General features: G+C 73.9%; 19 protein-coding genes. 9 read left to right on the top strand and 10 right to left on the bottom strand.

What is annotated here, in order from left to right; genetic code table 11:
* Positions 1-120: 120 nt before the first annotated feature.
* The 3 genes from ACZ7MY_RS06100 to ACZ7MY_RS06110 are packed head-to-tail and all read right to left on the bottom strand — an operon-like array spanning position 121 to position 2,426.
* A complete protein-coding gene (locus tag ACZ7MY_RS06100; RefSeq protein WP_499599964.1) occupies positions 121-900 on the bottom strand; it encodes an enoyl-CoA hydratase/isomerase family protein in 780 nt (259 codons plus the stop codon).
* Positions 869-1,276 carry a Zn-ribbon domain-containing OB-fold protein gene (locus tag ACZ7MY_RS06105; RefSeq protein ID WP_499599966.1) on the bottom strand — a complete coding sequence of 136 codons (408 nt, stop codon included), beginning with the start codon at positions 1,274-1,276 and terminating at the stop codon, positions 869-871. The genes ACZ7MY_RS06100 and ACZ7MY_RS06105 overlap by 32 nt, the downstream gene beginning before the upstream one ends.
* Position 1,277: 1 nt before the next feature.
* On the bottom strand, positions 1,278-2,426 hold the full coding sequence (locus tag ACZ7MY_RS06110) for a lipid-transfer protein (protein WP_499599968.1): 1,149 nt from the start codon (positions 2,424-2,426) through the stop codon (positions 1,278-1,280).
* Between the two features lie 57 nt (positions 2,427-2,483).
* On the opposite strand from ACZ7MY_RS06110, the gene ACZ7MY_RS06115 reads away from it, so the two are divergent.
* Positions 2,484-4,052 (top strand): FadD3 family acyl-CoA ligase, encoded by a 1,569-nt coding sequence (locus ACZ7MY_RS06115; RefSeq protein WP_499599969.1) that lies wholly within the window; start codon positions 2,484-2,486, stop codon positions 4,050-4,052.
* Between the two features lie 65 nt (positions 4,053-4,117).
* On the opposite strand, the gene ACZ7MY_RS06120 is transcribed toward ACZ7MY_RS06115, so the two are convergent.
* From ACZ7MY_RS06120 to afsR, 3 genes are all read right to left on the bottom strand, one after another.
* The gene (locus ACZ7MY_RS06120; protein ID WP_499599971.1) at positions 4,118-4,261 is read right to left on the bottom strand and encodes a hypothetical protein; all 144 of its coding nucleotides are present in this window, start codon (positions 4,259-4,261) and stop codon (positions 4,118-4,120) included.
* Between the two features lie 411 nt (positions 4,262-4,672).
* Entirely contained in the window at positions 4,673-4,807 is a 135-nt protein-coding gene (locus ACZ7MY_RS06125; RefSeq protein ID WP_265737386.1) for a hypothetical protein, read from the bottom strand.
* A gap of 175 nt (positions 4,808-4,982) precedes the next feature.
* On the bottom strand, positions 4,983-7,919 hold the full coding sequence (afsR, locus tag ACZ7MY_RS06130) for an SARP-family global regulator AfsR (protein WP_499599973.1): 2,937 nt from the start codon (positions 7,917-7,919) through the stop codon (positions 4,983-4,985).
* A 303-nt stretch (positions 7,920-8,222) separates the two neighbouring features.
* Between afsR and ACZ7MY_RS06135 the strand changes: the two genes are divergently transcribed.
* The 8 genes from ACZ7MY_RS06135 to ACZ7MY_RS06170 all read left to right on the top strand — a co-directional run bounded on the left by ACZ7MY_RS06135 (position 8,223) and on the right by ACZ7MY_RS06170 (position 16,683).
* The gene (locus ACZ7MY_RS06135; protein WP_499599975.1) at positions 8,223-8,936 is read left to right on the top strand and encodes an AMP-binding protein; all 714 of its coding nucleotides are present in this window, start codon (positions 8,223-8,225) and stop codon (positions 8,934-8,936) included.
* 253 nt (positions 8,937-9,189) lie between these two features.
* Positions 9,190-10,425: an amidohydrolase family protein gene (locus ACZ7MY_RS06140; RefSeq protein WP_499599977.1), complete on the top strand. Its 1,236-nt coding sequence runs from the start codon at positions 9,190-9,192 to the stop codon at positions 10,423-10,425.
* Positions 10,426-10,515: 90 nt separating this feature from the next.
* Positions 10,516-10,950, top strand: a complete 435-nt coding sequence (locus tag ACZ7MY_RS06145; RefSeq protein ID WP_499599978.1) for a hypothetical protein — start codon at positions 10,516-10,518, stop codon at positions 10,948-10,950.
* 38 nt (positions 10,951-10,988) lie between these two features.
* Entirely contained in the window at positions 10,989-11,861 is an 873-nt protein-coding gene (locus ACZ7MY_RS06150) for a TIGR03619 family F420-dependent LLM class oxidoreductase (RefSeq protein WP_499599980.1), read from the top strand.
* Between the two features lie 12 nt (positions 11,862-11,873).
* Positions 11,874-12,638: an SDR family NAD(P)-dependent oxidoreductase gene (locus tag ACZ7MY_RS06155; protein ID WP_499599981.1), complete on the top strand. Its 765-nt coding sequence runs from the start codon at positions 11,874-11,876 to the stop codon at positions 12,636-12,638.
* A 93-nt stretch (positions 12,639-12,731) separates the two neighbouring features.
* The gene (locus ACZ7MY_RS06160; protein ID WP_499600278.1) at positions 12,732-13,853 is read left to right on the top strand and encodes an LLM class flavin-dependent oxidoreductase; all 1,122 of its coding nucleotides are present in this window, start codon (positions 12,732-12,734) and stop codon (positions 13,851-13,853) included.
* Positions 13,854-14,013: 160 nt separating this feature from the next.
* A complete protein-coding gene (locus ACZ7MY_RS06165; RefSeq protein WP_499599982.1) occupies positions 14,014-15,753 on the top strand; it encodes an N-acyl-D-amino-acid deacylase family protein in 1,740 nt (579 codons plus the stop codon).
* 99 nt (positions 15,754-15,852) lie between these two features.
* Positions 15,853-16,683 carry an LLM class F420-dependent oxidoreductase gene (locus ACZ7MY_RS06170; protein ID WP_499599984.1) on the top strand — a complete coding sequence of 277 codons (831 nt, stop codon included), beginning with the start codon at positions 15,853-15,855 and terminating at the stop codon, positions 16,681-16,683.
* Positions 16,684-16,713: 30 nt separating this feature from the next.
* Here the strand turns inward: ACZ7MY_RS06170 and ACZ7MY_RS06175 are convergent, their stop codons facing one another.
* From ACZ7MY_RS06175 to ACZ7MY_RS06190, 4 genes are all read right to left on the bottom strand, one after another.
* On the bottom strand, positions 16,714-17,820 hold the full coding sequence (locus ACZ7MY_RS06175) for an ADP-ribosylglycohydrolase family protein (protein WP_499599985.1): 1,107 nt from the start codon (positions 17,818-17,820) through the stop codon (positions 16,714-16,716).
* A gap of 144 nt (positions 17,821-17,964) precedes the next feature.
* Positions 17,965-18,450: a hypothetical protein gene (locus tag ACZ7MY_RS06180; RefSeq protein WP_499599987.1), complete on the bottom strand. Its 486-nt coding sequence runs from the start codon at positions 18,448-18,450 to the stop codon at positions 17,965-17,967.
* A gap of 17 nt (positions 18,451-18,467) precedes the next feature.
* A complete protein-coding gene (locus tag ACZ7MY_RS06185) occupies positions 18,468-19,220 on the bottom strand; it encodes an SCO2400 family protein (RefSeq protein ID WP_499599988.1) in 753 nt (250 codons plus the stop codon).
* A 203-nt stretch (positions 19,221-19,423) separates the two neighbouring features.
* Positions 19,424-21,997 (bottom strand): bifunctional FO biosynthesis protein CofGH, encoded by a 2,574-nt coding sequence (locus ACZ7MY_RS06190; RefSeq protein WP_499599990.1) that lies wholly within the window; start codon positions 21,995-21,997, stop codon positions 19,424-19,426.
* Between the last annotated feature and the right edge of the window lie 38 nt (positions 21,998-22,035).

Below are 22,035 nucleotides of genomic sequence, written 5' to 3' on the forward strand. Positions count from 1 at the left end.
CGGCGCGGGACGGGGGCGCCACGCGAGGGGCCGTCAGGGTGACCCCGTTCCGGCCGTCGTGAGGCCGCCGGAGCAGGGCGGCCCCGGCTCCTCGTCCGGGGCGGGTCCGGGCAGGGCCCGTCAGCGCACGCGATGCTCCCGGGTGCGGCCGGCGAACAGCCGGGCCTGGCGTTCCGGGGGGAGGTTGCCGAGGGCGATGAGGTGCGGCGCGTGGGCGAAGGCCTGGGCCCGCGCGGCCTCGTGGGCCGACCAGACGGCGCGGACGGTGCCCTGCACGGCCTCGGTGGGGTGGGCGGCCAGGACCGCTGCCGCGCGCAGGGCGGCGTCGAGCAGCAGCGGCCCGGGCACGACCTCCGAGACCAGCCCGGTCTCGTGGGCGCGCCGCGCGCCGATCCGCTCCGCGGTGCCCATCAGGGCCATGCGCATCACCTCGCCGTACGGCATGCGCTGTGCCATGGCGATGGCCTCGTACGCGCTGACCATGCCGTAACTGGTGTGCGGGTCGAAGAAGGTGGCGTGTTCGGCGGCGATGACGAACTCGCACTCGCCGAGCAGGTAGAAGGCGCCGCCGCAGGCCATACCGTTGACGGCGGCGATGACCGGCTTCCACAGGTCGTTGGCCTTGGGCCCGACGGTCAGCAGCGGATCGTCGAGCGTGTAGGGGGAGGGCGGTTGCGGGACCTCGGCCGCGCGGTCCAGGCCGGTGCAGAAAGCACGGTCGCCGGCCCCGGTCAGGACGACCGCGCGGACCGCGTCGCCGGCGCGGAACTCCCTCCACAGCTCGGTCAGTCCGGCCGCGGTGGCGAGGTCGATCGCGTTGTGCCGCTCCGGGCGGTCGAGGGTGACGACGGCGACGCCGTCGCCGGTCTCACAGCGCAAGCCATCGCGGGATGCCGTCATGGAAGACCGCCTTCACGGGGGCGCCGATGCGGATGCGGGCGGGGTCGAAGGAGTCCAGCCGGGCGTCCGGTGCCGTGACCAGGTTGCCCACCAGCCGGATCCGGGGGTCGTCGGCGAGCTCGACGAGGACGACGTTGTACGGGGCCTGCTCGGCGTAGCCGGGCAGCAGCGGGGGATGGGGCACGACGTACGACCAGACGCGGCCGCGGCCGCTGGTGCGCCGCCACTCGGCGGCGAAGGAGTGGCAGTGCGGGCAGCACGGCCGGGGCGGGAAGCGCAGCCGTCCGCAGTCGGCGCAGGCCTGGACGCGCAGTTCGCCGGCGCGGGCGTACTCCCAGAAGGGGGCGCCGTCGTCGTCGGTGACGGGGCTCAGCATGTCAGCTCCTCAGGATCAGGGCGGAGGTCGGGACGCCCTCGCCCGCGGTGACCAGGCAGGTCCGCGCGCCGGGCACCTGGGCGGTGGAGGTGCCGCGCAGTTGCCGTACGCCCTCGGTGACGAGGTTGAAGCCGTGGACGTACGCCTCGCTCAGGCCGCCTCCGGAGGTGTTGAGCGGCAGCCGGCCGCCGATCTCCAGGGCGCCGCCCTCGGTGAAGGCGCCTCCCTCGCCGCGGCCGCAGAAGCCGTAGCCCTCCAGGGAGAGCGGGACGAGGGCGGTGAAGGCGTCGTAGACCTGGGCGACGTCGATGTCCCCCGGGGTGAGGTCGGCGTGCTTCCACAGGTGGCGGGCGGCGGTCCAGGCGGGGCCCGTCAGGGGGTCGTCGGTCCAGTAGTTGACCATGCCGTGGTGCTGGGCGGGCAGCCCCTGGGCGGCGGAGTGGACGTAGACGGGGCGTTGCCGGCAGTCGCGGGCGCGGTCGGCGGAGACGACGACGCAGGCGAGCGCGCCGTCGGTCTCCAGGCAGTTGTCGTGGAGGCAGAGCGGTTCGCTGATCCAGCGCGAGGTCATGTACATCTCGCGGGTCAGCGGGCGGTCGTACATGATCGCGGCCGGGTTCTGGTTGGCGCGGTTGCGGCAGGCGAGGGCGACGTTGAAGAGGTGGTCGCGGGTGGCGCCGTACTCGTGCATGTAGCGGCGGGTCAGCATGCCGATCTCGTCGACGGGCCGCAGCAGGCCGAAGGGCCGGGTCCACTGTGCGGGGGTGGGCAGTTGGACGGTGGTGTTCGTCCAGGGGCGCGGGCCGCTGCCGCGCTTGCGGGACCGCCAGGCGACGCCGACGGTGGCCTGGCCGGTGGCGACGGCGGCGGCGAGATGGGCGACGGTGGCGCAGGAACCGCCGCCGCCGAAGCCCGCCTTGGAGAAGAAGGTGAGGTCGCCGAGACCGGCGGCCTTGGCCAGCTCGACCTCGTCGGTCTCCTCCATCGTGTACGACGCGAGGCCGTCGACCTCGTGCGGCTCGATCCCGGCGTCGTCGAGCGCCGCCAGGACGGCGCGGCAGGCGAGCGACTTCTCGGACTCGGGGAGGTGCCTGGCGAAGGGTGTCGCGCCTATGCCGACGATCGCGGTGGCGTCCTTCAATGCTGACATTCCATCAGGCTATCGCTAATCTGACGGATAGTCAGCTCATGGGGAGGTGCTCGGCGCATGCGCGGTGACCTGGAGTGGGGCAGCGTCCCACGGCTCGTGCGGGAGGCCGCGCGGCGCTGGGGCGGGCGCGAGGCGGTGGTGGACGGCCGCACCCGTGTCACGTACGCCGAACTCGGCGCCCGGGTCGAGCGCGCCGCGGCGGCGGCGGTGGCGTCCGGGATCGCCCCGGGGGACCGGGTGGCCGTCTGGGCCCCCAACACGCTCGACTGGATCACCGCCGCCCTGGGCTCGGTCACCGCGGGCGGGGTGCTCGTCCCGCTCAACACCCGCTTCAAGGGGGCGGAGGCGGCCTACGTGCTGCGCCGCACCCGTGCCCGGCTGCTGTTCGTCACGGGCACCTTCCTCGGCACCTCCTACGTCGCCGCGCTGCGGCGCGCGACGCGCGAGCAGCCGCTGCCGGACCTGGAACAGGTCGTCGTCCTGTCCGACGCGGCTCCCGAAGGCCACGGCTACCGGCGCTGGAAGGACTTCCTGGCCGCGGGCGACCCCGTCAGCGGCGCGGCGGTACGGGCCCGTTCCGACGCGATCGACGGCTCCGCGCCCTCCGACATCACCTTCACCTCCGGGACGACCGGCCACCCCAAGGGTGTTGTGGTCACGCACGCCCAGACGCTGCGCGTCTACGACGTCTGGGCGGACCTGGCGGGACTGGAGGAGGGCGACCGCCACCTGATCGTCAACCCGTTCTTCCACACCTTCGGCTACAAGGCCGGGATCATCGCCTGCCTCATGCGGGGCGCGACGATGATCCCGCAGCCGGTCTTCGACGTGGGCACCGTCCTGGCCAACGTCGCCGCCGAACGCGTCACCGTGCTTCCCGGCCCGCCCACCCTCCACCAGTCGGTCCTCGACCACCCCGAACGCGGCCGGCACGACCTGAGTTCACTGCGGCTGGTCGTGACGGGCGCGTCCGTGATCCCGCTGCAATTGGTGGAACGGCTGCGCAGCGAGCTGAAGATCGCCACGGTGCTGACCGCGTACGGGCTGACGGAGGCGAGCGGCACCGTGACGATGTGCCGGCGCGGCGACCCCGCGGAGGTGGTGGCCGCGACCTCCGGGCGGGCCATCCCCGACACGGAGGTGCGGGTGCTCTCGGAGGGCCCGGGGCGGCCCGGCGAGGTCCTGGTGCGCGGCTACCACGTCATGTCCGGCTACTGGGAGGACCCCGCGGCCACGGCCGAGGCCGTCGACGCGGACGGCTGGCTGCACACGGGGGACGTGGGCGTGACGGACGCCGACGGCAACCTGCGCATCACCGACCGCATCAAGGACATGTTCATCGTCGGCGGGTTCAACGCGTACCCGGCGGAGATCGAGCAGGCGCTCACCCGCCACCCGGACGTGGTGGAGGCGGCGGTGGTGGGCGTCCCCGACCCGCGGCTCGGCGAGGTCGGCCGCGCGTACGTCGTACGCCGGGCGGGCGCCGTGGTCACCGCCGACGACCTGATCGCCTGGTCCCGGCGGGAGATGGCCAACTACAAGGTGCCGCGCGAGGTGGAGTTCCTGGCGGAACTGCCGCGCAACGCGAGCGGGAAGGTGCTCAAGACGGCCCTGCGGGCGCGGTGAGGGACGCGCCGGGTCCCTCCCGCCGAGGAGGGTGAGGGACCCGGGTCGAATCCGCGCGCCCGGCGTCAGGGGGTGTGGAAGTTGTCGGGCGAGACGACCGTCTGGTGCCAGTTGTCCGGGCTGTCCGCGGCGGCGGCCGGGAGCGCGGCGGAGAGGAGTCCGGCCGCGACGGCGGCGAGGACGACGGCGGCCTTGCGTACGAAGTTCATGACGCCTCCGGAGGAGAGGCCGGGTGCGGGCACCCGGCGGCAGCATGCGTACAGGTGGTGCCCGTGAGGCGGCCCGGACCGCGGGTGCGCGTGCGGCCGACTCGGCTGTGGAACATACCGCGTCGGTCCCCCCGGCACGCAAGTGCCGTACGGCGCCGGTGGCCGACGGCCGGCACATGCGAAGAAGGACCGGCTGCGGCGCCCCCTCCGCGCCGCAGTCGGTCCGTGGTTCCTTCGTGCTGTTCCCCCCCGGAAGCACTCCCCCCTTGGTGCGCTCCTCAGGCCGTGCCGCCCCCCGTGGCCGTGCCGTCCCCCGTGGTGGTGCTGTCCCCCGTCGTGCCGTTCCCCGTCGTTCTCTCCCCCGTGCCCCCCGTGCCCCCCGGGCCGGTCGTCCCCCGTGTCAGAAGACGGTCAGGGGGTGTGCCAGTTGTCGGGCTTGACCGTGGTGTCGTCGCCCTTGACCTTGGGCTCCTCGACCTCCTCGGTGGTGACGACCTCCGGCTCTTCCTCGACGGTGGAGCCGGACTCGGGTGCCGTCTCGCTCATGGTGCCTCCCCTGGTGGGTGGAACTGGGCCGATGGAAAGCCCGCCTGGCAACGACCCCCGTGCGCTACCAGGCGGGCAGCTCTTGCAGTGATGGAATCGTGGCAGGCGTCGATAATCAACCGATAAACGGAACTGTTGATGTCCTGTGCCGATGGTGTTGCGCAGGCGGAACGGGCTACACGGCGACGGCCGGAGCGGCGGGACCGTGCAGCAGGCGCCGCACTTCGTCGGCGTCGGGGGAGCCCAGTGCGACGAAGGCCGCCAGGGCGTCCCGCCAGCAGGCGCGGGCACGGTCCACCTGGCCGGCCTGGTCGAGGGCGCGGCCGAGGACGGTGAGCACCTTCGCGCGGTAGAGCTCGCCCCCGAGGTCGCGCAGCGCGTTCAGCGACTGCTCGGCCAGCGCCGCCGATTGACGGTGGGCGCCGGAGGACAGGTGCACTTCCGCCATGCGGAAGAGGGACATGGCCTCCCAGAAGTGCTGCCGCGCCGCTCGGAAGACGGGCAACGCCTCGGAGAGCGACGCCAGGGCCTCCTCGCGGCGACCGGCCGCCGTCAGTGCGATGGCCAGCGCGTACAGACCGTTGCCCACGCGGAACCCGGCCCGCAGCTCACGGTAGATCGACAGGGCCCGCTCCGCCGAGGCCACGGCGGCGGAGACGTCCCCGAGCTCGATCTGGGCGCGGGACAGGTTGCTCAGCGCGGCGGCGCCGCCGTGCCGGTTGCCGTCGGCCATGAAGGCTTCCAGGGCCTGGGAGTGGTGGGCGGCGCAGTCCTGGAAGCGGCGTCCCGGCAAGGCCACCATCCCGCGCAGGTTGGGGGCGTAACTGCTGGTCAGAGGGTCACCGACGGCCTGCCCCAGCACGAGGCTGCGTTCGGCCTCCCGGTCCGCCTCCTCCAGGCGTCCGGCCAGGCTGTACTGCTGGCCCAGCAGCACGCGGGCCCGGCCCTCCACGAGCGGCTCGCCGCAGGCGCCGGCCGTGGCGACGATGGCGCGCGTGGCCTGCTCGTACTGGCGCGCGTAGATCCCGGACTCCATCAGGTCCTGGCTGACCAGCAGCAGGTCGACGGCGCGCCGCATCGGCCCCTCGCAGCCGTCGCCCGCGGCCTGCCGGACGGCGGCGAGGAGGCTGGGCGCCTCGGTGAACAGCCAGTCCAGGCCGTCCTCGCGGGACCCGAAGGGCAGACCGGGACGGCCGACGGGGGCGAGGTGCGCGAGCAGTCGGTCACCGGGGTTCTCCAGCTCGTACGCGCACATCGCGGACGAAAGGTAGAAGTCCAGCAGCCGGGAGAGGCTCGTGCAGCGGGCGTCGTCGCCCTCGTGGCGCTCGGCGCAGTCGCGGGCGTACAGGCGGACCAGGTCGTGGTAGCGGTAGCGGGCGGGCGCGGCGGACTCGATGAGGCTGATGTCGACCAGGGTCTCGAGCAGTTCCTCGGCGTCGTGGACGTCCATGTCGAGGACGGCCGCGGCCGCCTCCAGGGAGATGTCCGGGCCGTCGGCGAGGGACAGCAGCCGGAAGGCGCGGGCCTGTTGCGGGGTGAGCTGGCCGTAGCCGAGCTCGAAGGTGGCCTTGACGGCGAGGTCGCCGGCCTTGAGCTCGTCCAGGCGGCGGCGTTCGTCGCCGAGCTTGCGGGCGAGGAAGGACACCGTCCACGTGCGGCGGGTGGCCAGGCGGGAGGCGGCGATGCGGATGGCGAGCGGGAGGAAGCCGCAGGCGGCGACGACGTCGAGGGCGGCCTGGCGTTCGGCGGCGACGCGTTCCTCCCCGACGATGCGGGTGAAGAGCAGCAGGGCCTCTTCCGGGCTCATGACGTCGAGGTCGACCAGGTGGGCCCCGGCCAGGTCGACCATGCGGGTCCGGCTGGTGATCAGCGCGGCGCAACCGGGCGTGCCCGGCAGGAGGTGGCGGACCTGGGCGGCGTCGTGGGCGTTGTCCAGCAGGGCCAGGACGCGGCGGCCCGCGAGGGTCGACCGGTAGAGCGCGGCGCGGTCGGCGAGGGACTCGGGTATCGCGGAGTCGGTGACGCCGAGGGAGCGCAGGAAGGAGGCGAGCACCGTCTCGGGTTCGGCGGGGCGGGCGGCGGTGCCCTGCAGGTCGACGTAGAGCTGCCCGTCGGGGAAGGTGCCCGCGACGGCGTGGGCGACGTGGACGGCGAGGGTCGTCTTGCCGACGCCCCCGATGCCGGCGACGGCGGAGACCGACATGACGCCGCCCTCCGCGGAGGACCCGGCCAGGCGCTCGCCGAGTTCGCGGACGAAGGCGTCGCGGCCCGTGAAGTCGGCGACGGTGGCGGGCAGCTGGGCGGGCCGTACCGGCTCTGCGACGGCTTCCGCCTGCGGGACGGGCGGCGGCAGCAGCGAGGGGTCGGCCTCCAGCACGCGCTGGTGGAGTTCGGTGAGTTCGGCGCCCGGGTCGACGCCCAGCTCGTCGTCGAGGAGGCGGCGGGTGTCGGCGTAGACCCCGAGCGCCTCGGCCTGCCGTCCGCTGCGGTAGAGGGCGAGCATCAGCAGGGCGCGGGGGCGCTCGCGCAGCGGGTGCTCGGCGGACAGCACGGTGAGCTCGGAGACCACCTCGGCGTGGCAGCCGGCCTGCAGGTCCAGGTCGAGGCAGGTCTCGGTGAGCTGCAGCCGCCACTCCTGCAGGCGGGTGCGCTGGGTCTCGGCGTACGGGCCGGGGAGGCCGGCCAGCGGCTCGCCGTCGAAGAGGGCGAGGGCACCGCGCAGTTCCTCGCGGGCCGCGGCCAGGTCGCCGGCCGCGCGGGCCTTCTCGGCCGCGGCCTGGTGCCGTTCGGCGAGGAAGAGGTCGAAGCCGTCGCCAGGGTGCAGCACGTAGCCGCCGTCGACGGTGGCCAGCGCCTCGGCGCCGAGGGCCTTGCGCAGGCGGAAGGCGTAACTGCGCAGCGCCGCCAGCGCGGTGGGCGGCGGCTCCTCGCCCCAGACGGCGTCCAGCAGTTCCTGCGCGGTGGCCGTGCGGCCGCCGCGCAGCAGCAGCGCGCCCAGCAGCGCCTTCTGCTGTGGCGACCCGGCGGAGATCGGTTCCGTGCCGCGCCAGGCCCGCACCGGGCCGAGGACCGCGAAGCGCAGCGCTCCGTCCTGGTCCTTACCGCTTGCCATGCCTGCCCCCTGGTGCCGCCGAACCCTTCACGACGAGCGCGTATATCGATCGTTCATCACGAGCCGGAACAGTCTTCACGGACGGCGGGACCATCCCGATCGGTTCCGCCGCCTGTGCCAGTTTGCCGCCTCAACCTGTATGCGGTCACCTATGGGTGGCTTTCGGGAGGGGCGTTCCAGGGAGTAGCGGGGAATGTTCGGTCCAGTTTCATGTGAAGTGCGAGCATACTCCGTCGGCCCGGCCGGTGTCCGGTCGGAGGAGGTGGAGGGCCGCCCATGTGCTCGCGTTGTGTGCCGCAGGCCGTGAGCGGACCGCGCAGCCGCAGCGGGGGAGGGCCGGCGCCGTCCGTCTACCGCCTGCCCGGTCCCGCCCTGCGCCGCCGGGCCGTACGGCATCCGGAGGGGCGCCCGTACGAGCCGTACGACTGCGACTTCGCCGCCCTGGACCGCCGGGCGCGCGCGGTGGCCGCCCGGCTGGGACGGCTGCTGCCGCCGGGCAGCCGGGTGCTGCTCGCCTACCAGCAGGGCGCGGACCTGGCCGGGGCGTTCTACGGCTGCCTGTACGCCGGGATGGCGGCCGTGCCGCTGGTCGGCGGCGGGCCGGACAGCGCGGGGACGGTCGCCGAGGCCGTCGAGCGCTGCCGTCCCGCGGCGGTGCTCACCGGGGCCGACGCGTGGACCGCGCTCGCGGTGGACCGCTCGCGCACGCAGGTCGTGGAGGCCGACGGGCGACGGGTCGGCGGCGAGCCGGTCGAACGGCTGGCGGACGAGTGGCGCCCGGTCGGCGTCCTGCGTACGGCGCCCGGCTACGAGCGGTACGTCGCCGACGGGCTCGGTGGGGGCCGCATGGAGCCCGCGCTGCGGCACGGGGACCTGGCGGACGCGGCCGGGGAGCTGGCGGTCGCGGTGGGACGCGGGACGCGGGCGGAGGGGCTGGGGTGGATCGCCTCCGTGCACGGGTTGGAGGACGCGGTGTGGCGCATGCTCCTGCTCGCGCCGGGCGGCGGAGCCGCCTGACCCGGGGTCGTTCGCTTGCGGCCCGTTGTCGTGTGCGGGTCCGTTGCGCCTGCGGCGGGCTGTCTCCCACCCTCCCTCCCCATCGCGCCGGATGGGGGTCCCCCGGCCGAAGGCTGGGGGAGGGCGGGAGGGCGGGAAAAAGCCCCCAACAAGAACCACAGCGGCGCCGCACACGACAACCGGCCGCAACCACAGACACCCGGCCGCACACACACCGGCTGACGGGCCGTCAGATTCGCGCTACCGTGCCCCCATGGAGACCTTCCCGAGGATCATTTCGGTGGACGACCACACGGTCGAGCCCCCCGGCGTCTGGCGGGACCGCCTCCCGTCGGCGTACCGGGACAGGGCGCCGCACGTCGTGCGGGCCCCCCTGAAGTCGATGACCTTCGTCGGCGGCCGGTTCGCCCCGCGCATGGGCGAGCCCGGCGACGACGGGCCCCTCGCCGACTGGTGGGTGTACGAGGACCTGCGGCGCCCGCTGACCCGCCTCGACACCGCCGTCGGCTACAGCAGGGACGAGGTGCGGCTGGAGGCGATCACCTACGAGCAGATGCGCCCCGGCTCCCACAGCGTCCCCGAGCGGCTGGCGGACATGGACGTCAACCACGTGCAGTCCGCCCTGTGCTTCCCCACGTTCCCCCGTTTCTGCGGCCAGACCTTCACCGAGGCGAAGGACCGGGAGCTGGGCCTGCTGTGCGTGCGCGCGTACAACGACTGGATGGTCGAGGAGTGGTGCGGGCCGCAGGCCGGCGGCCGGCTGATCCCGCTCACGCTCGTACCGCTGTGGGACGCGGAACTGGCCGCCGCGGAGGTGCGCCGCAACGCCGCGCGCGGGGTGCGGGCCGTCTGCTTCTCCGAGATCCCGCCGCACCTGGGGCTGCCGTCCGTGCACACCGACGCGTGGGACCCCTTCCTGCGCGCCTGCGACGAGACCGGGACCGTCGTCGCGATGCACATCGGTTCCTCCTCGCGCATGCCGTCCACCTCCGCGGACGCGCCGCCCGCGGTCGGCTCCACGATCACCTTCACCAACTGCTGCTTCTCGATGGTCGACTGGCTGATGTCGGGGATCTTCGACCGCTTCCCCTCCCTGCGGATCATGTACGCGGAGGGGCAGATCGGCTGGATCCCGTACGTCCTGGAGCGTGCCGACGTCGTCTGGGAGGAGAACCGCGGCTGGGGCGGTGTGGCCGACAAGGTGCTGCGGCCGCCCTCGGAGCTGTTCCGGGAGCACGTGTACGGGTGCTTCTTCGACGACGCGGTGGGCCTGCGCAACATCGACGCGATCGGCGTCGGCAACGTCCTGTACGAGACCGACTACCCGCACTCCGACTCGACCTGGCCCAAGTCCCGTGAGGTGGGCGAGGCGCAGATGGGTCACCTCGCCCCGGAGGTCGTCGAGCGGATCGTGCGGGGGAACGCCGTCGAGCTGCTGGGGCTGACCCCGGAGGGCCTGTGGCCGGGGCCGGGCGGGGCCGCCGGTTGAGACGAGTTCGCCCGCCGTTGGCGGCCGTGTCGCGTGCCGTGCGCGGCCGCCTGATGGGCTTCTCCCGGTAGGACGGGAGAAGGGCGGGCGATGGGTCTGATCGCCGAGTTGTGGCTGTCGGGCCGGGTCCCGGCCTGGGACGGCCTGTACCGGGTGGACGACACGGCGCTGCACGTGCACGTCGACGGCCCCCGGTTGTCGGTGTTCGACGTCGGCGGGCCCTTCGACGTCGTCGCCGGGCTCGCCGAGGACCCGGAGCGCGTCACCACGGCCGATTCCCGTCCGCGGGGCGTCGTCGAGCTGCGCGACGGCACCGGGTACGTGTGCTGCGGTGACGGCGCGCACGGCTCGGAGGGCTTCTTCGCCCGGCTGGACTCCGACGGCGGTCTCCTGTGGGTGGTGGCGCTCCAGGACTCCAACCCCTTCGAGCTCGCCGAGGTCGAGGGGCGGTACGCCACCTTCACCAACAACCTGGGGCACTCGCTGACCGTGGACCTGGCCGCCCCGGAGTTCGCGGTGCGCTGACCCTTGTCTGACGATCCGTCAGGTCCGACCATGTCGGCATGACCGAGACCGCGTACGGCATGCAGTTGCCGGTGCAATCCCTGAGCACCCTCTACGCGGAGCCGTGGGAGGCCGCGGCGCCGCCGGGCGACCTGGTGGACGTCGCACGGGCGGCGGACCGGCTGGGCTTCGCGTACATCGGGTGCTGCGACCACGTGGCCGTCCCGCCCCGGCTCGCCACCGCGATGAGCCCCACCTGGTACGACCCCGTCGCCACGCTCGCCTTCCTGGCGGCCGTGACGACGCGGGTGCGGCTGCTGAGCCACGTGGCCGTGATCGGGCTGCGGCATCCGCTGGTCACCGCCAAGCAGTACGCGACCCTGGACCACCTCTCCGGGGGCCGGCTCGTCCTCGGGGTCGGCGCCGGGCACGTACGGGAGGAGTTCGAGGCCCTCGGGCTCGACTTCGAGCGGCGCGGCGCGCTGCTGGACCGGGCGATCGACGCCGTGCGGGCGCACTTCGCGGCCGGGGAGCAGAAGCCGGAGCCCGTGCAGCGGCCGGTCCCGGTGTGGGTCGGCGGATCGTCGCCCGCGGCGGTGCGGCGCGCGGCGCTCAAGGGCGACGGCTGGCTGCCGCAGGGCGACTCCCGGGAGGCCATGCCCGGGCAGATCGCCCGGCTGCGCCGGCTGCGCGGCGGCACGCCGATCACCGTCGGCGTCATCGCGGAGCCGCTGTACGTCGGCGAGCCGGGGTGGCCGGTGGGGCGGCGGACGCTGACCGGCAAGCCGGAGGCGCTGGCCGAGTCGCTGCGGGAGTACGGCGCGATGGGGGTGGACCAGATCCAGGTGCGGTTCCGCAGTCGTGGCGCGACGGAACTGCTCGACCAGATGGAGGCGTTCGCCGACGGCGTGGCGCCGCACCTTGACGCGTAGGGAGTGACGGACATGGGCAAGCTGGACGGCCGGGTCGTGCTGATCACCGGCGCGGCGCGCGGGCAGGGCGAGCAGGAGGCGCTGCTCTTCGCGGAGGAGGGGGCGCGGGTCGTCCTCGGGGACGTGCTCGACGAGCGGGGCGCTGCCGTGGCGGAGGGCATCGGCGCCGACCGGGCGCGCTACGTCCACCTGGACGTGACGAGCGAGGCGGACTGGGCGGCGGCCCTGGACGTGGCCACGGACGCCTTCGGCCGGCTGGACGGGCTGGTCAACAACGCCGGCATCCTGCGCTTCAACGCGCTGGTCGACACCCCGCTCGCGGAGTTCCAGGAGGTCGTCCAGGTCAACCAGGTCGGTGCCTTCCTCGGGATGCGCACCGTGGCCCCGCTGCTCGCGGCGGCCGGCGGCGGCACCATCGTGAACACCGCCTCCTATGTGGCGCTGACCGGCATGGCCGGGGTGGTCTCGTACGCCGCGACCAAGGCGGCCGTCGTCGGGATGACGCGGGTGGCCGCCATGGAGCTGGCGCCCAAGGGCATCCGGGTCAACGCGATGTGCCCGGGTGCGATCGACACCCCCATGTCCAACCCCGGCGAGTCCGTGCCCGCGGAGGCCCTGGACCGGCTGTACGGCAAGCTCGTGCCGCTCGCGAGGATCGGGCGCCCGGAGGAGGTCGCGCGGCTCGCGCTCTTCCTGACCGGTGACGACTCCTCGTACGTCACCGGGCAGCCCTTCGTCGTGGACGGCGGCTGGCTGGCCGGCGTCCAGCTCTTCTGACGAACCGTCGGGTATTGACCTCCCCCGTCGCCGGTGGAAGAGTCGGAGCGGGAATCTGACGATCCGTCAGAAAAGCTAGGGACGGTGAACCCCTTGGAATTCGGGATCTTCGTACAGGGATATGTGCCCAAGTTCCGCTCGGAGGTCGACCCGCAGGCCGAGCACCACGCGCTGATGGAGGAGGCCGAGTACGTCGTCCAGGCGGACCGGTCCGGCTTCAAGTACGCGTGGTTCAGCGAGCACCACTTCCTCGAGGAGTACTCGCACCTGTCCTCCAACGACGTCTACATCGGCTACCTCACCCACGCCACCGAGCGGATCCACCTCGGGTCGGGCATCTTCAACCCCCTCCCGCAGGTCAACCACCCGGTCAAGGTCGCCGAGAAGGTCGCCATGCTCGACCACCTCTCCGACGGGCGCTTCGAGTTCGGCACCGGCCGCGGCGCCGGCAGCCACGAGATCCTCGGCTTCCTCCCCGGCGTCACCGACATGAACGCCACCAAGGAGATCTGGGAGGAGACCGTCGGCGAGTTCCCCAAGATGTGGCTCAACGAGGAGTACCCGGGCTTCCAGGGCAAGCACTGGTCCCTGCCGCCCCGCAAGGTGTTCCCCAAGCCGTACGGGAAGTCGCACCCCGCGATGTGGTACGCCGCCGGGTCGCCGCCCTCCTACGCCATGGCCGCCCGCAAGGGCCTGGGCGTGCTGGGCTTCAGCGTCCAGAAGGTCTCCGACATGGAGTGGGTGCTGGAGCAGTACAAGTCCGCGGTGCGCGACGCCGAGCCCATCGGCGACTTCGTCAACGACAACGTCATGGTGACCACCACCGCGATCGTCGCCGAGACCCGCAAGGAGGCGATCCGCGTCGCCGCGAGCAGCAACCTCAACTACCTGCAGTCGCTGGTCTTCCGCTACCACGACACCTTCCCGCGCCCGGAGTACATCCCGCAGTGGCCCGAGCTGCTGCCGACCTACACCGAGGAGCTGATCGAGATGCTCCTCGACGAGGAACTGATGATCTGCGGCGACCCCGACGACGCGCTCAAGCAGTGCAAGCGCTGGGAGTCCGCGGGGGCCGACCAGCTGTCGTTCGGGCTGCCGGTGGGCGTCCCCTTCGAGGACACGATGCGCACGATCAAGCTGGTGGGGGAGCACGTCATCCCCAAGATCGACACGGACCCGGTGCACCGGACCACCCGCTTCCGCCGGGCGGCGTGACGCCCGCGGGCCACCGACGGGGCGGCGCCTTCCCGGACCGCCGCCCGGCCCCCGGACCGGAGCGGCACCGCGGCGGCGGCCCGCCGCGCCCGCGGCCGGCCGGGGGCCACACCGCGCGGCGGGGCGCCCGCCCGCGGCCCAGCAGGAGGAGGGACCACCCATGCTCGACCACCTGATCCGCGGGGCGACGCTCGCCGACGGCACCGGTGCCCCGGCCCGCACCGCCGACGTGGGCCTGCGGGACGGCCGCGTCGTCACGGTCGCATCGCCCGGCCGGACCGAGGAGCCCGCACGGACCACCGAGGACGCGACCGGGCTGGTCCTCGCCCCCGGCTTCGTCGACCCGCACACCCACTACGACGCCCAGCTGTTCTGGGACCCCTTCGCGGTCCCCTCCATGAACCACGGCGTCACCACCGTCGCCGGCGGCAACTGCGGCTTCACCCTGGCACCGCTGAGGCCCCAGGACGCCGACTACACCCGCCGGATGATGTCCAAGGTCGAGGGCATGTCCCTCACGGCCTTGGAGTCCGGCGTCGACTGGGGCTGGCAGGGGTTCGGCGACTACCTCGACGCCCTGGAGGGCCGGATCGCCGTCAACGCCGGCTTCATGGTGGGCCACTGCGCGCTGCGCCGCTACGTCATGGGGCCCGACGCCGTCGGCGGACAGCCCACGCCGGACCAGCTCGACGCGATGCTGCGGCTCTTCCACGAGTCCATGGACGCCGGCGGCTGGGGCCTGTCGACGACCCAGTCGTCCACCCACTCCGACGGCGACGGGCACCCGGTGGCCTCGCGGCACGCCCGGCCGGACGAACTGCTCGCGCTCTCGCGGGCGGTCGGTGAGCACGAGGGCACGCAGATCGAGGCGATCGTCGCGGGCTGCCTGGACACCTTCTCCGACGACGAGATCGACCTCCTCGTCGACATGACCGCCGCCGCCGGCCGCCCGCTCAACTGGAACGTGCTGACCGTCGACTCGGCCGTCCCGGACCGGGTGCCCCGCCAGTTGCTGGCCTCCGAGCGGGCCCGCAAGGCGGGCGGCCGCGTCGTGGCGCTGACGATGCCGATCCTGACGCCGATGAACATGTCGCTCGGCACCTTCTGCGCCCTCAACCTCATCCCCGGCTGGGGCGAGGTCCTCTCCCTGCCCGTCCCCGAGCGCATCGCCCGGCTGCGCGACCCGGAGGTCCGCGCCGCGATGCTCCGCCGTGCCGTCAGCCCCGAGGCGGGCGTCTTCCGCCGGCTGGCCGACTTCGGGCGGTACGTCATCGGGGACACGTACTCCGAGGAGAACCGGCGGGCCGGGGTCAGCGGCCGGGTGGTGCGCGACATCGCCGCGGAACGCGGGCAGGACCCCTTCCGCACCCTCGTGGAGATCTGCGCGGCCGACGACCTGCGGACGGTGCTGTGGCCCATGCCCACCGACAACGACCCGGACAGCTGGGAGCTGCGCCGTACCACCTGGGAGCACGAGGACGTGCTGCTCGGCGGCTCGGACGCGGGCGCGCACCTGGACCGCATGTGCGGTGCGCCGTACACCACCCGGTTCCTCGGCGACTGCCTGCGCGGCCGCCGGCTGGTCCCGCTGGAGAGGGCGGTGCGGATGCTCACCGACGACCCGGCGCGGCTGTTCGGGCTCCGCGGGCGCGGCCGGGTCGCCGCGGGGTACCACGCGGACCTGGTGCTCTTCGACCCCGAACGGATCGACGCGGGCACCGCGACGCTCGTGCACGACCTGCCGGGCGACAGCCCGCGCCTGGACTCCAGGGCCCGGGGCGTGGTGAGCGTGCGGGTGGGCGGCGTCGAGACGATCCGCGACGACCGGATCACCGGGGCGGTCCCCGGCCGGGTCCTGCGTTCCGGACGGGACACCCGCACGGTCGCCACGGGCGGGTGACCCCGGCCCGCCCCCGCGGCGGGACCCCGTGCCGGGGGTGTACGCGCCCGCCGGCACGGGCGTACGGTCGGCCCACACCACGGGAGGTGCGACGACACCATGCGGATCGCCACGACGATCTTCCTGACCGACCAGTCCGTACCCGTCGTCCGGCTCGCCGCGGAACTGGAGGAGCGCGGTTTTGACGGCCTCTACCTCCCGGAGCACACGCACATCCCGGTCAGCCGCCGCACCCCCGCGCCGATGGGCGGTCCGCTGCCGCCGGAGTACGGCCGTACGCTCGACCCCTTCGTGGGCCTGTCCGCGGCCGCCGCCGTCACCCGACGGCTGCGGCTCGGGACCGGCGTCACGCTGGTCGCGCAGCATGATCCGATCGTGCTGGCCAAGCAGGTCGCGAGCCTGGACTTCCTCTCCGGCGGCCGGTTCACGCTCGGCGTCGGCTTCGGCTGGAACGTGGAGGAGGCCGCCGACCACGGGGTCGACTGGCCGCGCCGCCGGGACCTGGTGCGGGAGCGGATGGCCCTCATGGGCGCCCTGTGGGCGTCGGAACCGACCGCGTACACGGGTGAGTCCTGCCGGGTCGAGGCCAGTCACGCCTGGCCCAAGCCCGTTGCGGGCGGGCGGCCCCGCATCCTGTGCGGCGGCGCGGGGGGCCCCGCGCTGTTCGCGCACATCGCCGCGTACGCCGACGGCTGGATGCCGATCGGCGGCGCCGGGCTGGCGGAGAGCGTCCCCCGCCTGCGCCGCGTGTGGGCGGACGCCGGACGCGACCCGGAGGCGCTGCGGGTCGTGCCGTACGCGGTGCGCCCGAACCCGGGGAAGCTGGCCCACTACCGGGAGCAGGGCCTGGAGGAGGTCGTGCTCCAACTGCCGTCCGCGGGGACGGCGGACGTGCTGCGCACCCTCGACGACTACGCGCGCTACCTCTGAGGCGCCCGGCCGCCGGCCTCGCGGCGGCGGTCAGTCGCCCGGGTAGCGCTCCAGCCACGCCGCGGAGGCGCCGCCGGGCCCGTGCAGCGCCGGACCCTGCGTCATCTCCATGGCGAAGTCGTCGGCGAGCTGGAGGATGGTGCCCCGGCCCTCCAGTTCCGCGGTCCACGCCGGGGGCAGGGCCGTCTCGCCGTGCTGAACGCCCAGCAGGTTGCCGCAGATCGAGCCGGTGGAGTCGCTGTCCCCGGAGTGGTTGACCGCGAGCAGCAGCCCGTGCCGGACGTCCTCGGCGACCAGGGCGCAGTAGACGCCGACGGCGAGGGCCTCCCCGGCCGTCCGGCCCGCGCCCAGTGACTCCACCCGTTCCGCGCCGGGCATTCCCTGGCGCACGGCGCCGAGGGCCGCCTGCAGGGCCGCGGAGGTCTCCTCGTGCCCGGGGCGCGCCGCGATGAGCGCCAGCGCCTGCTGGACGGCGCCGTCCAGGGCGTCGCCGCGGGCCAGCGCGTGCACGATGACGGCGAACGCCCCCGCGGCCAGCACCCCGGTGGGGTGACCGTGCGTCTGGACCGCGCACTCGACGGCGAGCTGGAACACCAGGGGCGGCTCCCAGCCGACCAGCAGCCCGAACGGGGCGGAGCGCACGACCGTGCCGCAGCCCTTGGAGTCCGGGTTCTTGGGGTGGTCGAGGGTGCCCATCCGCTCGTCGCCGAGCCCGGTCAGGCAGGCCGTGCCGGGGGTGCGGCGCGCGTACAGCCACTCCTCGCGGGCCAGCCAGCCGGTGTCCTTGCGGCGCTCGTCCGGCCCCCAGTCGTTCTGCGTGGCCGCCCAGCGCAGGTAGGCGCGGTGCACGTCGGTCGGCGGGTGCCAGGCCCCCGCGTCCCGGCGCACCTGGGCGCGTATCAGGCCCTCGGCGGTGAACAGCGTCATCTGGGTGTCGTCGGTGACGGCGCCCCGCCGCCCGTACGCCGGGACGTAGTCGGTGACCCCGGCCTCCCCGTGCGCCTGCCGTATCGCGGCCAGCGCGTCGGACTCCACGCCGGCGCCGAGTGCGTCGCCGATCGCGCCGCCGAGCAGACAACCGCGCACCCGGCTGCGGAAGTCCTGCTGCTCGGTGCGCCCCCATACGGCACCGCTCATGACCAACGCCTCCCTGCTCGACCCGACCAAGCACTGTAATCGACCCAGATCGGTCGGCTTCCGGTCACGAACGGATTGTGGCCAGTCACGCACGGAGGAAGGCCCCCGCTGCCGGAGCAGCGGGGGCCTTCGGGGCTCGGCGGGCTACCAGCCCCGGCCCCCCTGCCACGCGGGCCGGGGGGACTGGCCGGCGCGGGTCAGCGCCCAGCGGGCCGCGCTCGCGAGCAGGGAGGTGACGATCAGCCCGATGAACAGGTTCACCACGCAGGCGGCGAGCATCTCGTTCGAGCGGTGCACGGCCAGCGGGACCACCACGGCGAAGAAGGTCAGGGCGGTCATGATCCAGCCGAAGAACAGCATGGCGCGCGGGGTCGCGGCGAGCAGGAAGCGCAGCAGCAGCGTCGCGGCGAGCGCGACGAGCGCCGCCCCGAGGACGTAGGCGGTGGCGGCGGCGTCGCGCCACAGTCCGTAGCCCTCGGGGGCGAAGAGCGGCAGCAGCAGGAATCTCTGCGCGACCGTGATGCCGGTCTTGGCCAGCAGGCCGGCGAGCACCGCGGTCGCGGCACCGACGCCCCACAACCGCCAGGCGTGGAGGCGGCGGTGGTCGTGGTCGGCGTAGCTGCTTGACACGTGTGGTTCCTTTCCGGTCAGCCGACGCAGAGCACCAGGAGGCACAGCTGCATCGGTGACTTCGTTGCCGACGGCGTGGGGGCCGCCGTCGTCGTGGGGGGTGTGGCCGGGACGTCCGCGGGGGAGTGGGGGGCGGACGAGGGCGCGGTGGTGTGCGGGGCGGTGTCCGCGGGAGCGGGGACGGCCGTGACCGTCCGGACCCGGGAGTCGGTCCCGCCCTGCGGGGCGGTGTGCTCCGGCGGGGTGGTGCCCGCGGCGGTGCGCGCGGCGGACGGTGCGGCGCCGGGTGCGTCGCCGCGCGGCGCGGCGGTGGTGGGGTTCCCGTGCCGACCGGGGCGGTGCGTGGCGTCGTCGCCGGGCTGCGCGGGGATCGAGGAGAGCGGCAGGGTACGGGCGGTGGCCGGCGTCAGCGGCTCCGCGGCCGCGGCCGTGTCGGCCCGGCCCCGGGAGCCGCCGTGCGGCATCGCCGCGACGGTGAGGCCGCCGCCGACGAGCGCCACGGCCGTGGCGGCCGCGGCGCGCCGCCGGTTCTTCTTCCAGCGTTCCAGTTGTCTGCGCCGGGCGGCACGGCCCTTCAGGGACGGGTCGGCGTCGTCCTGTCCGGTGCCGTCGGGGTCGTCCGGGGCGTCCGCGTCGCGGAGCCTCTCCCATTCGGCTGCCGAGTCCGGGCCCTGCCACATGGGCGGGGCTATGTCGGGTGCGTAGGCGCCGCACCCCGGACACACGAGAGCCCCGTTGAGATGCCGACGGCAGGAGGAGCAGTAGTCCATCTCCGAGTCTTTCTCTGCTGACAACGCCGCCGGGGGACGTCGGCGGCACGTCCGCGCGCACGTTCCCCGTGCAGGGCGGGACGGCCAGCAACGCTAACGACACCTCCCGCAGGAGGTGCGCAGCCTGTGTGACGCTTTTGGAGAGTTGCTCGGACTCTTTTGCACAGGTCGCCGGAGGGCGCGGCCCGGGGCCGCGCCCCGGCTCAGTCCTCCAGCACCGGCAGCAGCTCCGGCAGGTGCCCGTCGGAGGCCAGACCTGCGGCGATGCGTTCGGCGGGCACCTGGCCGTAGGTGGTGGTGCGCTGACGGGCGGGCCGGCCGGCGGCGTCGGCGATGGCGACCAGGTCGCGGATGGACCGGTAGGAGCCGTAACCGGAGCCGGCCATCCGGGAGATGGTCTCCTCCATCAGGGTGCCGCCGAGGTCGTTGGCGCCGGAGCGCAGCATCTCGGCGGCGCCCTCGGTCCCCAGCTTGACCCAGCTGGTCTGGATGTTGCGGATGTGCGGGTGGAGGAGGAGACGGGCCATCGCGGTGACCGCGCGGTTGTCGCGCATGGTCGGGCCGGGGCGGGCGATGCCGGCCAGGTAGACGGGCGCGTTGGTGTGGATGAAGGGCAGGGTCACGAACTCGGTGAAGCCGCCCGTGCGCTGCTGGATCTCGGCGAGCAGGCGCAGGTGGGCCAGCCAGTGGTGGGGCTGGTCGACGTGGCCGTACATCATCGTGGAGGAGGAGGGCAGGCCCAGTTCGTGGGCGGTGGTGACGACCTCCACCCAGGTGGCCGCGGGCAGTTTGCCCTTCGTGAGGACCCAGCGCACCTCGTCGTCGAGGATCTCGGCGGCGGTGCCCGGCACGGAGTCCAGGCCGGCCTCCTTGGCGGCGGTGAGCCATTCGCGCAGGGACAGGCCCGTGCGGGTGGCCCCGTTGACGACCTCCATGGGGGAGAAGGCGTGCACGTGCATGCCGGGTACGCGCTCCTTCACCGCCCGCGCGATGTCGAAGTAGGCGGTGCCGGGCAGGTCCGGGTGGATGCCGCCCTGCATGCACACCTCGGTCGCGCCGACCTGCCAGGCCTGCTCGGCCCGGTCGGCGACCTGGGACAGCGACAGGGTGTAGGCGTCGGCGTCGGTGCGGCGCTGGGCGAAGGCGCAGAACCGGCAGCCGGTGTAGCAGACGTTGGTGAAGTTGATGTTCCGGGTGACGACGTAGGTGACCTCGTCGCCGACCGCGTCACGCCGGACGTCGTCGGCGATCCGGCACAGCGCGTCCAGCGCCGCGCCGTCGGCGTGCAGCAGCGCGAGCGCCTCGGCGTCGGTCAGCTTCGTGGGGTCGTCGGCGGCCACGGACAGCGCGGTGCGCACGTCGGCCTCGATGCGGTCCGGGACGAGGCCGGGCGCGGCCTGTTCGCGCAGCGCCTCCCAGTCCCCGTACACCTCGTCGAAGTCCTCCCGGCGGTCGCCGCTGCGGCCGTCGGTGTCGATGGTGCGGTGCAGGTCGGTGCGGCCCGCGGCGGTGAAGACCTCCTCGGGCTCCTGCCACGGACGGCCGGTCACCTCGGCGTCCTCACGCGCGAGCCCCGTGGCGGGGTCCGCCAGCGCGGTCACGTGCGGCAGCAGCCGCGGGTCCAGCCACGGCTCGCCGCGCAGGACGAACTCCGGGTAGACGCACAGCCGTTCGCGCAGGGAGAAGCCGGCCTCCGCCGAGCGCTCCGCCAGCTCCTCGATCTGCGGCCAGGGCCGCTCGGGGTTGACGTGGTCCGGGGTCAGCGGGGAGACGCCGCCCCAGTCGTCGATGCCGGCCCCGATCAGCCTGGCGTACTCCGCGTCCACCAGGTTCGGCGGTGCCTGCAGGCAGGCCGACGGCCCCATGATGTGCCGGGCGACGGCCACCGTCGCCACCAGGTCGTCCAGTTCCGCGTCCGGCATGCCGCGCATCGCGGTGTCCGGCTTGGCGCGGAAGTTCTGGATGATCAGTTCCTGGATGCCGTGGTACGACCGGGCCACGCGGCGCAGCGCGAACAGCGAGTCGGCGCGCTCCTCGTACGTCTCCCCGATGCCGATGAGCAGCCCGCTGGTGAACGGCACGGAACTGCGCCCCGCGTCCTCCAGCACCCGCAGCCGTACGGCGGGTTCCTTGTCGGGGGAGCCGTAGTGGGGGCCTCCGGGCTCGCTCCACAGCCGGGTCGCCGTCGTCTCCAGCATCATGCCCATCGAGGGCGCGACCGGCTTCAGCCGCTGGAAGTCCGTCCAGCTCATCACCCCGGGGTTGAGGTGCGGCAGCAGCCCCGTCTCCTCCAGGATGCGGACGGACATCGCCCGGACGTAGGCGATGGTGTCGTCGTAGCCGTGGGCGTCCAGCCACTCGCGCGCCTCGGGCCAGCGGTCCTCCGGCTTGTCCCCGAGCGTGATCAGGGCTTCCTTGCAGCCGAGTTCGGCACCGCGCCGGGCGATCTCCAGCACCTCGTCCGGCGACATGAACATCCCGTGCCCGGCCCGCCGCAGCTTGCCGGGGACGGTCACGAAGGTGCAGTAGTGGCACTTGTCCCGGCACAGGCGGGTGAGCGGGATGAAGACGCTCTTGGAGTACGTGATGACCCCCGGCCGTCCCGCCGCCTCCAGGCCGGCGTCGCGCACCCGGGCCGCGCTCTCCGTCAGGGCGGCGAGGTCCTCCCCCCGCGCCTGGAGCAGCACCGCGGCCTCCGCGGTGTCGAGCGCGACGCCGTCACGTGCACGCTTGAGGGCACGGCGCATGCTGTTGGCGGTGGGCGGAGTCTGGGTCATCCTCCGAGGATAGGTGCGGTGTACGTCAGTCGGCTGTG

This window comes from Streptomyces sp. NPDC111520 (assembly GCF_055635295.1).

What these genes read in the sequence shown, in the direction of transcription:
- ACZ7MY_RS06165 (WP_499599982.1), top strand. Translation starts at nt 14,014, where the DNA reads ATGCTCGACCACCTGATCCGCGGGGCGACGCTCGCCGACGGCACCGGT.
- ACZ7MY_RS06145 (WP_499599978.1), top strand. Translation starts at nt 10,516, where the DNA reads ATGGGTCTGATCGCCGAGTTGTGGCTGTCGGGCCGGGTCCCGGCCTGG.
- afsR (WP_499599973.1), bottom strand. Translation starts at nt 7,919, where the DNA reads ATGGCAAGCGGTAAGGACCAGGACGGAGCGCTGCGCTTCGCGGTCCTC.
- ACZ7MY_RS06100 (WP_499599964.1), bottom strand. Translation starts at nt 900, where the DNA reads ATGACGGCATCCCGCGATGGCTTGCGCTGTGAGACCGGCGACGGCGTC.
- ACZ7MY_RS06175 (WP_499599985.1), bottom strand. Translation starts at nt 17,820, where the DNA reads ATGAGCGGTGCCGTATGGGGGCGCACCGAGCAGCAGGACTTCCGCAGC.
- ACZ7MY_RS06125 (WP_265737386.1), bottom strand. Translation starts at nt 4,807, where the DNA reads ATGAGCGAGACGGCACCCGAGTCCGGCTCCACCGTCGAGGAAGAGCCG.
- ACZ7MY_RS06140 (WP_499599977.1), top strand. Translation starts at nt 9,190, where the DNA reads ATGGAGACCTTCCCGAGGATCATTTCGGTGGACGACCACACGGTCGAG.
- ACZ7MY_RS06155 (WP_499599981.1), top strand. Translation starts at nt 11,874, where the DNA reads ATGGGCAAGCTGGACGGCCGGGTCGTGCTGATCACCGGCGCGGCGCGC.
- ACZ7MY_RS06170 (WP_499599984.1), top strand. Translation starts at nt 15,853, where the DNA reads ATGCGGATCGCCACGACGATCTTCCTGACCGACCAGTCCGTACCCGTC.
- ACZ7MY_RS06120 (WP_499599971.1), bottom strand. Translation starts at nt 4,261, where the DNA reads ATGAACTTCGTACGCAAGGCCGCCGTCGTCCTCGCCGCCGTCGCGGCC.
- ACZ7MY_RS06150 (WP_499599980.1), top strand. Translation starts at nt 10,989, where the DNA reads ATGACCGAGACCGCGTACGGCATGCAGTTGCCGGTGCAATCCCTGAGC.
- ACZ7MY_RS06185 (WP_499599988.1), bottom strand. Translation starts at nt 19,220, where the DNA reads ATGGACTACTGCTCCTCCTGCCGTCGGCATCTCAACGGGGCTCTCGTG.
- ACZ7MY_RS06110 (WP_499599968.1), bottom strand. Translation starts at nt 2,426, where the DNA reads ATGTCAGCATTGAAGGACGCCACCGCGATCGTCGGCATAGGCGCGACA.
- ACZ7MY_RS06115 (WP_499599969.1), top strand. Translation starts at nt 2,484, where the DNA reads ATGCGCGGTGACCTGGAGTGGGGCAGCGTCCCACGGCTCGTGCGGGAG.
- ACZ7MY_RS06105 (WP_499599966.1), bottom strand. Translation starts at nt 1,276, where the DNA reads ATGCTGAGCCCCGTCACCGACGACGACGGCGCCCCCTTCTGGGAGTAC.
- ACZ7MY_RS06190 (WP_499599990.1), bottom strand. Translation starts at nt 21,997, where the DNA reads ATGACCCAGACTCCGCCCACCGCCAACAGCATGCGCCGTGCCCTCAAG.